The following is a 12,372-nucleotide window of genomic DNA, read 5'->3' on the forward strand; positions in this document are numbered from 1 at the left end:
CTGCGGACGCTCGCGGAAATTCTAGGCTCCGGGTTGGACCGGCGCCTGACCTGGATCAGCCGCGGGCGCCGGCAGCCCGCATCGCGCTCCGCGCGTCAGCCCAGGGCTCAGGACGAGCCGCCGGCGTAGGCTTCCAGGCCGATCTTCACCACGGTCGCCACGTCGGGCCCGACCTCCTGCCGGAACTCCCGTTCCGCCTGCGCGACTGCGTCCTTGAAGGCCTGCAGCCACAGCAGGCCGGTGGGCGTGAAGCGCACGACGCGCGCGCGGGCATCGTGGGGGTGGGCTTCCCGAGCGACGAGGCCCCAGGCCTCGCACTGGTCCACCAGGTCGCCCATGGCCTGCTTGCTCATGCCGGCCTTCTCCGCCAGGTCGGTCAGGCGAGTGCCTTCCAGGTCCAGGTGGCGGGTGATGTGGATGTGCGCCGCACTGATCTGCGCGCGCGCCGCCAGGTTGGACAGCGCCAGCGGCACGTCGATGTTGTGCGCCATCAGGTGCAGCACGCGGTCGTCGAAGCGCCGCATCGCGTGCCCGAGCAGGCGCCCGAGGTGGGTGAGGCGCCAGCCCTCGTCCAGTGTTGTCATTCACCAATCGTAAGGCAAACTGACCAAAAAACCGGTTGTCCGGATGGGACCTCGATCGTTACATTACTGGGCATGCATCCAGCCTGTTCGTCGAACCAGTGGGTGCCCCCAACCTTAAATCACTGATGGCCAAGGAGAAACTGATGGACGCTCAAGTCAAGGGCACGAGGATCGCGGCGGCGGACAGCGAGAAGGCCAAGGCCCTCCAGGCCGCGCTGGCGCAGATCGAGAAGCAGTTCGGCAAGGGCACGATCATGCGCCTGGGCGAAGGCGAGGTGATCGAGGACATCCAGGTGGTCTCCACCGGCTCGCTGGGCCTGGACATCGCCCTGGGCGTCGGCGGCCTGCCGCGCGGCCGGGTGATCGAGATCTACGGCCCGGAATCCTCCGGCAAGACCACGCTGACGCTGCAGGTCATCGCCGAGATGCAGAAGCAGGCCGGCCAGTGCGCCTTCGTCGACGCCGAACACGCGCTGGACATCCAGTACGCGCAGAAGCTCGGCGTGAACGTGAGCGACCTGCTGATCTCCCAGCCCGACACGGGCGAGCAGGCGCTGGAGATCGTGGACAGCCTGGTGCGCTCGGGCGCGGTGGACCTGATCGTCATCGACTCGGTCGCCGCCCTGGTGCCCAAGGCCGAAATCGAAGGCGAGATGGGCGATTCGCTGCCCGGCCTGCAGGCGCGGCTGATGTCGCAGGCCCTGCGCAAGCTGACCGCGACCATCAAGAAGACCAACTGCATGGTCATCTTCATCAACCAGATCCGCATGAAGATCGGCGTGATGTTCGGCAGCCCCGAGACCACCACCGGCGGCAACGCGCTCAAGTTTTACGCCTCCGTGCGCCTGGACATCCGCCGCACCGGCACGATCAAGCGCGGCGAGGAAGCGATCGGCAACGAGACCAAGGTCAAGGTGGTGAAGAACAAGGTCTCGCCCCCGTTCAAGACCGCGGAGTTCGACATCCTGTTCGGCGAGGGCATCAGCCGCGAGGGCGAGGTCGTCGACATGGGCGTGGCCAACGGCATCCTCGAGAAGTCCGGCGCCTGGTACGCCTACAACGGCGAGAAGATCGGCCAGGGCCGCGACAACGCCCGCGAGTTCCTGCGCGAGAACCCGGAGCTGGCGCGGGAAATCGAGAACAAGATCCGCGAGGTCCTCAACATCGCGCTGCTGCCCGCCGACGTCGCCCCTGCGGAGTAATTCCGCATGGCCTTCGGCCAGCTCTCGCTCAAGGGCCGCGCGCTCAAGCTGCTCGCGGCCCGCGAGCATTCCCGCCACGAGCTCGAACGCAAGCTCGCGCCGCACGAGACCGAAGCCGGCCAGCTGAAGGCCGCGCTCGACGAGTTGCAGGCGCGCGGCTTCATCGACGAACAGCGCGTGGTCGACTCGGTGCTGCACCGGCGCGCCGGCCGGCTGGGCGCGCAGCGCATCCGCCAGGAACTGCACGCCAAGGGGCTGGACGGCGAGCGCGTGGCGGCCGCCGTGGCCAGCCTGCGCGACACCGAAGCGCAGCGCGCCCGCGAAGTGTGGCGTCGCAAGTTCGGCGTGCTGCCGGCGGATGCGGCGCAACGCGTGAAGCAGGCGCGCTTCCTCCTGGCGCGTGGCTTTTCCGGGGAGATCGTCCGGCGGGTGCTGGCCTGCGACCACGAAGAGGACGGCGGCGCCTGACGACTCGAGCAAGGGTGGCGTAACTGCAACGCGATGCGCCTGGAGCGGCCGCGCCACGACACAATAGGCCCATGTTCAGCTGGTTCTCCTCTTCCGAATCGCTGCGTTTCGGCAAGGAACTCGCCGAGTTCGTGCTCCACGAGCTTTCCGGGTCGGCGGCCAAGGGCGAAGCCAAGTTCACCGCCAAGGCCGAAAAGGCACTCGTGCGGGCCGATCAACGTGTCAGGGACTTCAAGGCCCGTGAACGCCTGAACGTCTACAAGAAGGCCAAGCTGGCCAACGCCTTCCTCTGGACGCTGCGTGACAGCGGGTGCAGCGCCGAATACGCCGACCAGCTCACCGAGTGGCTGAGCCTGCGTCTCTGATCCGTGGGCTGGCTGCGCGACACTTTTGGCCGCAGGGGCGCCGCAGCCACCGAGCGGCCTGCCTCCGCCGAGCCTCTCGTGGCGGCGACCGACTGGCGCAAGCGCGGCAACGATGCGCTCGCTGCCGGGGACTTCGCTGAAGCGGCGCGCTGCTACGAGCAAGGCGTGCTGGCGAGTCCGCAGGACGCCGCGCTTCGCCTGAACCTGGGCTTCGTGCTGCTGGAGCAAGGGCAGTTCGCCCCGGCGGCCGAACGCCTGCGCCAGGCGCTGGCGCTGAGGCGCCCCGATGACGGGTGCGCGCTGCACGAGGTGCACTACCTGCTGGGCCGCGCCCGTGCCGGCTTGGGGCAGCACGTGGAAGCGGTGGCCAGTTTCGAGGCGGCCTTGCGCGCGCAACCGGCGTTCGCCGAGGCGCTGGAAGACGGCGCGCGTAGCCTGCACTCGCTCGAGCGGCACGCGGAAGCCGCGGAGTGGATCCAGCGGCTGCTGGCCTTGCGGCCGACGTACTTCAACCGGCTTCTCCTCGCCACCGAGCTGAACGCCTCCGAGCGCCATGCCGAAGCCGCTGCCCTGCTCGACGCGCTCTGCGTCGAAGAGCCGACCAACGCCGACGCCACATTGCTGCGCTTCAGCGCGTTGATCAAGACCGGACGCCATGCAGAGGCGCTGGAAGAGACGGATCGAGCGATAGCCGTCCATGGCCGCAGCGCCAGCTTGCTCGCGAATCGCTCCGTGCCTCTGGAGCGGCTGGGTCGCTGCCAGGAGGCGCTGGACTGCATCGAGCAGGCGCTGGCGCTGGAGCCGGCCAATCGCGTCGCCCTGGTGAATCGGTGCACCGTGCTGACGCAGCTCCTGCGGTTGCCGGAAGCCATCCAGGCCGGTGAAGAGGCGCTGAAGTCGCTGCCGGAGGACGCGGAAGTCCACCTCGCCTTGAGCATCGCGCTGCTGATGCGCGGGGACCTGCAGCGTGGCTGGCAGGAGCACGAGTGGCGCCGGCGCAGCGCGGCCACGCGCGGCAAGCTGCTGCAACTGGAAGGCAAGCGCATGTGGGCAGGCGAGAGCCTGCAGGGCCGCACCATCTTCCTCCATGGCGAGCAGGGGTTCGGCGACAACATCCAGTTCGTGCGCTATGTCCAGCCGATCGCGCAGCAAGCGCAGAGCGTGGTGCTGATCGTGCCCGCTGCGCTCGAGTCGCTGGTCGCCCGCTCCTTGCCCGCGAATTGCCGCCTGTTGCCGCAGAACAGCGCCCTGCCGCCGATCGACTTCCACTGCCCGCTGATGACCGTGCCGGCGATCGTGGGTACCACGGAAGACACGATCCCGTCCCAGGTGCCCTACCTGCATGCCGACGCGGCGTTGCTGCCAGCCTGGCGCGAGCGCCTGGGCAACGGCACCTTGAACGTGGGCATCGCCTGGGCCGGAAATCCGAAGCACACCAACGACCACAACCGCTCGATGCCGCTGGCGAGCTTGCGGCGCCTGGATGCGCCGGGTTGTCGCTTCGTCACCGTGCAGCCGGGGCTGGGCGAGGCGGACCGCGCACTGCTCGCAGACTGGCCAAGCGCGATCGACCTGGGCAGCGAAGTGCGCAGCTTCGACGAGACGGCCGCGCTCATCGAGGCGCTGGACCTCGTGATCACTGTCGACACCAGCATCGCCCATCTCGCTGGCGCGCTGGGAAAGCCCGTGTGGATGATGCTGGCCCATGTGCCGGACTGGCGCTGGATGCTGGAGCGCTCCGATTCGCCGTGGTACCCGAGCGCGCGCCTCTACCGGCAGCCGGCACCGCGCGACTGGGCGTCCGTGGTGGACAGCGTGCGCCGCGACCTGCTCGCGCTTTGCGCCGCCCGCTGAGCGCGCTGCCGACCGGCGATCAGAAGCGCCCTGGCAGCCGCGGCTGCTTCGGCATCTGCATCTCCGCAGTCCAGGAAGGGGCCGGTGCCGACGCTTCGGCAAAGCGCTGCACTCGCCGCGCGACCTGCCGCTAGAGGCCCAGCATCAGCTTCAGGTTCTGCACCGCCGCCCCGCTCGCGCCCTTGCCCAGGTTGTCCAGGCGCGCGACCAGCACGGCCTGCGCGTAGTCCATGTTGGCGTACACGCGCAGCTCCATCCTGTTCGTGTCGTTCAGCGCGGTGGGCTCCAGCTTGCCGTCGGTGGTGGCGGCTTCCACCGTCACCCATTCGCTGCCTTCGTAGTGCTTGCGCAGCACGCGTTCGAGATCGGCGGCCCCCGGCTTGCCGGGCAGCGTGTCGAGGTGCAGCGGCAGTTCCACGAGCATGCCCTGGCGGAAGTTGCCGACCGAGGGGATGAAGATCGGCCGGCGCTGCAGGCCGGAGTACTTCATGATTTCCGGCAGGTGCTTGTGCTTCAGCCCCAGTGCATAGACTTCGTACGGCGGCGCGCTGCCGGCTTCATACGCTTCGATCATCGAGCGACCGCCGCCGGAATAGCCGCTGACCGAAGGCAGCACGACCGGATGATCCTTCGGCAGCACGCCGGCATCCACCAGCGGGCGCAGCAAGGCGATGGCGCCCGTGGCGTAGCAGCCGGGGTTGCTGACGCGCTCGGCGCGCACGATCGCTTCGCGCTGCCCGGGGGCCAGCTCCGGAAAGCCGAACACCCAGCCCTCGGCCGTGCGGTGCGCCGTCGAGGCGTCGATGATGCGTGGCTTGCGCCCACCCGTGCGCCCGATGTCATCGATCATCGCCGCCGACTCGCGAGCTGCGTCGTCGTGCAGGCAGAAGATCACCAAGTCCACGCCGGCCATCAGCGCGCGCTTGGCCTCCGGGTCCTTGCGCTTGTCCGGAGCGATGCTCACCAGTTCCACCTGCGGCATCGTCTGGAGCCGTTCGCGGATCTGCAGGCCGGTGGTGCCGGCTTCGCCATCGATGAAGACCTTGGCCATCTGGATTCCTATAGCGGAAGCTTATGGTTCCCCCAAGCTACCGTGTGAATTTGGTGCAATGCACCATGATACAGTCACCATCCGATTCCTGCGGACCGCCCGCCCGACCTCATCCGCGCTCGCCGCCCGCCCCGTTTTTTCCTTCCCCGAGAGAACCCCTCATGAAGATCCACGAGTACCAAGGCAAGGAGATCTTGCGCTCATTCGGCGTGCCGGTGCCGCGCGGCATTCCGGCCTTCACGGTCCAGGAAGCCGTCGAAGCGGCGCAGAAGCTCGGCGGCCCCGTCTGGGTCGTCAAGGCCCAGATCCACGCGGGCGGCCGCGGCAAGGGCGGCGGTGTCAAGGTCGCCAAGTCGGTCGATGACGTGAAGAAGCTCGCCGGCCAGATCCTCGGCATGCAGCTGAAGACGCACCAGACCGGCCCCGAGGGCCAGAAGGTCCGTCGCCTCTACATCGAGGACGGCGCCGACATCCAGAAGGAGTACTACCTCTCCGTCGTGACCGATCGCGCGACGCAGAAGGTGGCCTTCATCGCCTCCAGCGAAGGCGGCATGGACATCGAGGAAGTGGCCCACTCGTCGCCCGAGAAGATCGTGAAGGTCTTCGTCGACCCGCTCGTGGGCTTCACCCAGGCGCAGGGCGAAGAGCTCGCCAAGGGCATCGGCATGCCGGCCGACTCGGTGGCCCAGTTCGTCGACATCTGCCAGAAGCTCTACAAGTGCTACATGGAGACGGATGCGTCGCTGGTGGAGATCAATCCGCTGAACCGCGACAGCAAGGGCAAGGTCATCGCCCTCGACGCCAAGTTCAACTTCGACAGCAACGCGCTGTTCCGCCATCCCGAGATCGTCGCGCTGCGTGACCTCGACGAAGAGGATCCGGCGGAGATCGAGGCGTCCAAGTTCGACCTCGCCTACATCTCCCTCGACGGCAACATCGGTTGCCTCGTGAACGGCGCGGGCCTCGCGATGGCCACCATGGACACCATCAAGCTGTTCGGCGCCGAGCCGGCCAACTTCCTGGACGTCGGCGGCGGCGCCACGCCGGAGAAGGTGACCGAGGCCTTCAAGATCATGCTGAAGAACAAGAAGGTCGAGGCCATCCTGGTCAACATCTTCGGCGGCATCATGAAGTGCGACACCATCGCCACCGGCGTGATCACCGCATGCAAGGCGGTGAACCTGAGCGTTCCCCTGGTCGTGCGCATGAAGGGCACGAACGAGGAAATGGGCAAGAAGATGCTGGCCGAGAGCGGCCTGCCGATCATCAGCGCGGACACGATGGCCGAAGCTGCGCAAAAAGTCGTGGCCGCGGTGAAATGAATTGTTCTTGGGGACAGACCTTCAGCTCTGTCCTCAACTGACTAGGAAAAGACATGTCGATCTACATCAACAAGGACACCAAGGTCATCACCCAGGGCATCACGGGCAAGACCGGCCAGTTCCACACGCAGAAGTGCCAGGAGTACGCGAACGGCAAGAACTGCTTCGTGGCCGGCGTGAACCCCAAGAAGGCGGGCGAGAAGATCTTCGACATCCCGATCTTCGCGTCGGTGAAGGAAGCCAAGCAGCAGACCGGCGCCACCGTGTCGGTGATCTACGTGCCGCCCGCGGGCGCAGCGGACGCGATCTGGGAAGCGGTGGAAGCCGACTTGGACCTGGCGATCTGCATCACGGAAGGCATTCCCGTGCGCGACATGCTGATCGTGCGCAACAAGATGAAGCAGAAGGAAGCCAACGGCGGCAAGAAGACCCTGCTGCTCGGCCCCAACTGCCCGGGCCTCATCACGCCCGACGAGATCAAGATCGGCATCATGCCCGGCCACATCCACAAGAAGGGCCGCGTGGGCGTGGTCTCGCGCTCCGGCACGCTGACCTATGAAGCCGTGGCGCAACTCACCGAACTGGGCATCGGCCAGTCGTCCGCGGTCGGTATCGGCGGCGACCCGATCAATGGACTCAAGCACATCGACGTGATGAAGGCGTTCAACGACGACCCGGACACGGACGCCGTGATCATGATCGGCGAGATCGGCGGCCCCGACGAGGCGGACGCCGCCCGCTGGTGCAAGGCCAACATGAAGAAGCCGATCGTGGGCTTCATCGCCGGCGTGACTGCGCCCCCCGGCAAGCGCATGGGCCATGCAGGCGCGCTGATCTCCGGCGGCGCCGATACGGCCGATGCCAAGCTTGCCATCATGGAGGAGTGCGGCTTCAAGGTCACGCGCAACCCGTCCGAGATGGGCAAGCTGCTGAAGGCGCTGCTCTAAACCGCTTCACTCCCGCGCGACAGGCCGGCACCCCACGGGGCGCCGGCCTTTTTTTCGCTTGGCGCATGCCGCGTTTTGAAACAGAATGTACGTCTGCGCGACCGGTTCGCATCGTCAGGGCCGGCCCTTGGCCGCGGTCACTGGCGAGTCCGCTGTGAAGGCGGCGGCGCAGGTCGTTCTGGGGATTCCACACGTTGGGCCGGCAGCCATGCCGGGCAAAAAGGTCGCAAGTGAGCACTTCATCTTCCGCGCGGCGGGGGCAGTTCTGGCGCACGGATGGGTTCGTCGGCGTGCTCGTCGTGGCCGCCACGATGGTGCTGCAGTACTCCACGGATTTCCTGAGCGGCCTGGAGCGGCGCTTCTATGACTACGCGAGCACGGTCACCGCGCGCCAGCCCTCGGACCGCGTGGCCATCATCGCGATCGACGACTACAGCATCGGCAACATCGGGCAGTGGCCGTGGCGCCGTGACGTCCATGCCGAACTGATCGACAAGCTGGCGGCGGGCCAGGCCAAGACGATCGTCGAGACGGTCAATTTCGCGGAGCCGCAAAGCGACCGCGGGCTGGCCTACATCCGCAGGATCCAGGACGCGCTCGCGCCCGCGCATGGCCAGCCGGCATCGGTGGCCGCCGCGACCAAGCTCATTCGGGAAGCGGATCAGGCCCTCGACTACGACGCGCGGCTCGCGGCCAGCATCGCGAAGGCCGGCAACGTGCTGGTGCCTTCCTTCTTCACGCTCGGCCAACCCCTGGGCAAACCGGACCGGCCGCTGACCGCGGCCGCGCTGAGGAGCGCCCTGGACGGCACGCAGGACTTCGCCATCGAGAGCGTGAGCACCACCCAGCCGATCGAGGCGATCGCGAACGCGGCCGCCGGCATCGGCCAGCTGAACCTGCTGAACGACGTGGACGGAGCGGTGCGCTCGAACCCGCTGGTGATCGACTATTACGGCAAGGCGATTCCATCCCTCGCGCTGCTCGCGGCGGCGAGGAGCCTGAACCTCTCCATCTCGGACATCAGGCTGCATCCCGGCAAGTCGGTGCAGGTGGGCAAGCTCTGGCTGCCCACCGACGGCGCCGCGCGCGTGCTCCCGCAGTTCTACCGCCCTCGCCCGGGCGGCCGGTCGGCCTTCAGCATCGACTCCTTCTACGACGTGCTCACGGGCAAGATCCCGGCGTCCAAGTACGCGGGCAAGATCGTCCTGATCGGCGCCACGGCGCAGGGCGTCGGCACCCAGGTCCCCGCTCCGGGCTACGCCGCGGTGACGCCTGTCGAAATGCTGGCGCACGTGACCTCCAGCATCCTGGAGGAACACTACATCGTCGTGCCGGCCTGGGGCACCTGGGCCGCGCTGGGCGCCTTCCTGCTGGTGGCCGGCTACGTGATCGCGGTGCTGCCCCGGCTGTCGGCCGGCATGGGCGGAGCGCTCACGGCGCTGCTGTTCATCGCTCTCCTGGCGACGGAATTCGGGCTGCTTTCCGGCGCGGCGATCCGGCTCGAGTTCGTGTTCCCGGCGGCGCTGCTGCTGATCGGCCATGTCGCGCTCACGACCAAGCGCTTCCTCGTCACCGAGGCGGGCAAGGTGCGGGCGGACGAGGAATCCGCCGAGACCAATCGCATGATGGGGCTCGCGCTGCAAGGGCAGGGCCAGTTCGACATGGCGTTCGACCGCTTCCAGCGCGTGCCGATGAACGACGAGGTGATGGCGAACCTCTACAGCCTCGCGCTGGACTTCGAGCGCAAGCGGCAGTTCAACAAGGCGGAGGCCGTCTACGCCCACATGGCGCGCTACAACCCGCGCTACAAGGGCCTCGACGCGAAACTGAAGCGCGCCCGCACGCTGTCGGAGACCGTCATCCTCGGCGGCGGCGCGAGCCGTTCCGGCGGCACGCTGCTGGTGGACGGTGGCGATGTGGAACAGCCGATGCTGGGCCGCTACCGGCTGGAGAAGGAACTGGGCAAGGGCGCCATGGGCGTCGTGTACCAGGGCCGCGACCCGAAGATCGGACGCGTCGTCGCGATCAAGACATTGGCCCTGTCCCAGGAGTTCGAGGGCGAGGAACTGGCGGACGCGCGCGAGCGTTTCTTCCGCGAGGCCGAGACGGCCGGGCGGCTGCAGCACCAGAACATCGTCACGATCTTCGATGCCGGCGAGGAACACGATCTCGCCTACATCGCGATGGAGTTTCTCCAGGGCCGCGACCTCGTCGACCACTGCAGGGACGGCAACCTGCTGCCCGCCGCGCGCGTGCTGTCCATCGCGGCGCGCGTGGCGGAGGCGCTGGCCTATGCACACCGGCAGCACGTGGTCCACCGCGACATCAAGCCGGCGAACATCATGTACGAGCGCGACTCGGACACGGTGAAGGTGACGGACTTCGGGATTGCGCGCATCACCGACGCGAGCAGGACCCGGACGGGGCTGGTGCTGGGCACGCCCAGTTTCATGTCGCCCGAGCAGCTCGCGGGCCGCCAGGTGGACGGCCGCTCGGATCTCTGGTCGCTGGGCGTCACGCTCTACCAGATGCTCACCGGCGCGCTGCCGTTCCGGGGCGAGTCGATGGCGCAGCTGATGTACAGGATCGCCAACGAGGACGCGCCGGACTTGCGCCTGGTGCGCCCCGACTTGCCGCAGCGACTCGCCGAGGTGGTCGGCCGCGCGCTCGCCAGGAAGCCGGACCTGCGCTACCCGGATGGCGACGCCTTCGCGCGCGACCTGCGTGCCGTGCTGGCCGGCTTGCCCACGGAATCGGGTGCGCCGGCGCGCGCAGCGGCTTCGTCCTTGCCGTTTGGCGAGACCGGGAATTCCGGCCGCGCCGGCGCCGCTCATGCCAGCGCGGCGACCGTCGAATCCGCGCCAGTGATGGCGGCAGGCAACGCTTTGCCTGCGCCTGTAACGCCTGTGGCGTCGCGCGGATATGATGCAACCCAGAAAGTCGAGCTCGCGCCCGCAACGCCGTTCGACAAAACCACCGTGATGAACAAGACGGGGGCTCCGGAAAGGCCCCAGGCCGGCGCCAGGAACACCGGCCAGGAGCCTTGACCCGCGAACTATGAACTACGAGTTTTGCATCCGCACGGACCCCGGTCTTGCGCGCGAAAACAACGAGGATTCCGTCACAGTCGACGAGCCGACCCGCCTCGGGATCCTCGCGGACGGAATGGGAGGCTACAACGCCGGCGAAGTCGCCAGCGGCATGGCCACGACCTTCATCAAGTCCGAGCTCGGGCGCTGGCTGGCGCAAGCGGGACGCCACGCGAACGGTCGCGAAGTGCGCCGTGCGATGGAAATCTGCGTCGACAACGCGAACCGCTCGATCTTCAACGCGGCCAACTCCAACCCCCAGTACAGCGGCATGGGCACCACCCTCGTGGTCGGGGTGTTCCAGGACGGGCGCCTGATGCTGGGGCACATCGGCGACTCGCGCTGCTATCGCCTGCGCCACGACGCGCTGGAACAGATCACCAAGGACCATTCGCTGCTGCAGGAGCAGATGGATGCGGGCCTGATCACGCCGGAGCAGGCCGCCACGTCGACCAACAAGAATTTGGTGACCCGCGCCCTGGGCGTGGAGGACGCCGTCCTGCTGGAGGTCAACGAGCACAAGGTCGAACCTGGCGACCTCTTTCTGATGTGTTCCGACGGACTGTCGGATATGCTGGACGACGATGCCATCGCGCAGATCCTGGTGGGGTCCGGAGGCCTCGAGCAAAAAGCCGTGCAGCTGGTCGACGCAGCGAACGCGAATGGCGGGCGCGACAACATCTCGGTGCTGCTGGCGCAGGCCAGCAGCGGCTCCAGGAAGCGGGGCTTCATCTCCCGCTGGCTGGGACAATGAGGCCGCCGGAATTACGGGCTAGAACACTGAATCAGAGGAGTCGACCATGCCGAAGATGATCGTTTCGATCGACGGTGTCGTCATCAAGGAAGTGCAGTTGACCAAGGACCGGACCACGCTCGGACGGCGCCCTTACAACGACATCGTGATCGACAACCTGGCCGTGTCCGGCGAGCATGCGGTACTGCAGCTCGGGGACAATGAGGTCTTCCTGGAAGACTTGAACAGCACCAACGGGACCTACGTCAACGGCAAGGCGGTGAAGAAGCAGTTGTTGCAAAACAACGATACCGTCGAAATCGGCAAGTACAAGATCAAGTTCATCAACGAGGTGCCGGGCGCGACCTTCGAGAAGACGCAGATCATCAAGCCGGGCATGGTGCCGCCCATGCCGGCGACGGCGGCCGGCGCGCCTGCAGGCTCCGCGGCGAAACCTGCGGGCACACCCGCTGCGGCGGGCGAAGCCGCAGCGAATGCCAGCATCAAGGTTCTGTCTGGCGCCGCTGCCGGACGCGAGGTGCCGCTGGTGAAGGTGGTCACGACCATCGGCAAACCCGGCGTGGCGGTCGCCGCCATCACCAAGCGCTCGCACGGCTTCGTGGTCGCCCATGTCGAGGGCGCGAACAAGCCGATGCTCAATGGCGCAGCGATCGGGCCGGACCCCGTGACGCTGAAGAACGGTGACATGCTGGAGCTGGCCGGCACGCAGATGCAGTTTCTGCAGGCGGGCTGACGG

At 67.3% G+C, this 12,372-nt stretch carries 11 protein-coding genes; 9 read left to right on the forward strand and 2 right to left on the reverse strand.

What is annotated here, in order from left to right:
* Nucleotides 1–107: 107 nt before the first annotated feature.
* Complete coding sequence (locus JJB11_RS06525; protein ID WP_201167430.1) at nucleotides 108–584, reverse strand: MarR family winged helix-turn-helix transcriptional regulator; 477 nt, start codon at nucleotides 582–584, stop codon at nucleotides 108–110.
* A 143-nt stretch (nucleotides 585–727) separates the two neighbouring features.
* Between JJB11_RS06525 and recA the strand changes: the two genes are divergently transcribed.
* The 4 genes from recA to JJB11_RS06545 all read left to right on the forward strand — a co-directional run bounded on the left by recA (nucleotide 728) and on the right by JJB11_RS06545 (nucleotide 4,473).
* A complete protein-coding gene (gene recA / locus JJB11_RS06530) occupies nucleotides 728–1,786 on the forward strand; it encodes a recombinase RecA (protein WP_201167431.1) in 1,059 nt (352 codons plus the stop codon).
* 6 nt (nucleotides 1,787–1,792) lie between these two features.
* Nucleotides 1,793–2,254, forward strand: coding sequence for a recombination regulator RecX (gene recX, locus JJB11_RS06535; RefSeq protein ID WP_201167433.1), 462 nt, complete (start codon nucleotides 1,793–1,795; stop codon nucleotides 2,252–2,254).
* 71 nt (nucleotides 2,255–2,325) lie between these two features.
* Nucleotides 2,326–2,619 (forward strand): hypothetical protein, encoded by a 294-nt coding sequence (locus JJB11_RS06540; protein WP_201167435.1) that lies wholly within the window; start codon nucleotides 2,326–2,328, stop codon nucleotides 2,617–2,619.
* 78 nt (nucleotides 2,620–2,697) lie between these two features.
* Nucleotides 2,698–4,473 (forward strand): tetratricopeptide repeat protein, encoded by a 1,776-nt coding sequence (locus JJB11_RS06545; protein WP_201167437.1) that lies wholly within the window; start codon nucleotides 2,698–2,700, stop codon nucleotides 4,471–4,473.
* 130 nt (nucleotides 4,474–4,603) lie between these two features.
* On the opposite strand, the gene argC is transcribed toward JJB11_RS06545, so the two are convergent.
* Entirely contained in the window at nucleotides 4,604–5,524 is a 921-nt protein-coding gene (gene argC / locus JJB11_RS06550) for an N-acetyl-gamma-glutamyl-phosphate reductase (protein ID WP_201167439.1), read from the reverse strand.
* A gap of 161 nt (nucleotides 5,525–5,685) precedes the next feature.
* On the opposite strand from argC, the gene sucC reads away from it, so the two are divergent.
* The 5 genes from sucC (at nucleotide 5,686) to JJB11_RS06575 (ending at nucleotide 12,369) form a co-directional block, all read left to right on the forward strand.
* The gene (sucC, locus tag JJB11_RS06555; protein WP_201167442.1) at nucleotides 5,686–6,846 is read left to right on the forward strand and encodes an ADP-forming succinate--CoA ligase subunit beta; all 1,161 of its coding nucleotides are present in this window, start codon (nucleotides 5,686–5,688) and stop codon (nucleotides 6,844–6,846) included.
* A gap of 53 nt (nucleotides 6,847–6,899) precedes the next feature.
* On the forward strand, nucleotides 6,900–7,793 hold the full coding sequence (sucD, locus tag JJB11_RS06560; protein WP_201167446.1) for a succinate--CoA ligase subunit alpha: 894 nt from the start codon (nucleotides 6,900–6,902) through the stop codon (nucleotides 7,791–7,793).
* A 230-nt stretch (nucleotides 7,794–8,023) separates the two neighbouring features.
* On the forward strand, nucleotides 8,024–10,840 hold the full coding sequence (locus tag JJB11_RS06565) for a protein kinase domain-containing protein (RefSeq protein WP_201964666.1): 2,817 nt from the start codon (nucleotides 8,024–8,026) through the stop codon (nucleotides 10,838–10,840).
* Between the two features lie 10 nt (nucleotides 10,841–10,850).
* Nucleotides 10,851–11,636: a Stp1/IreP family PP2C-type Ser/Thr phosphatase gene (locus JJB11_RS06570; RefSeq protein WP_201167449.1), complete on the forward strand. Its 786-nt coding sequence runs from the start codon at nucleotides 10,851–10,853 to the stop codon at nucleotides 11,634–11,636.
* 46 nt (nucleotides 11,637–11,682) lie between these two features.
* Nucleotides 11,683–12,369 (forward strand): FHA domain-containing protein, encoded by a 687-nt coding sequence (locus JJB11_RS06575; RefSeq protein ID WP_201167451.1) that lies wholly within the window; start codon nucleotides 11,683–11,685, stop codon nucleotides 12,367–12,369.
* The last annotated feature ends 3 nt before the right edge of the window (nucleotides 12,370–12,372 follow it).

Source organism: Ramlibacter ginsenosidimutans (assembly GCF_016654015.1).
GTDB lineage: Bacteria > Pseudomonadota > Gammaproteobacteria > Burkholderiales > Burkholderiaceae_C > Ramlibacter > Ramlibacter ginsenosidimutans.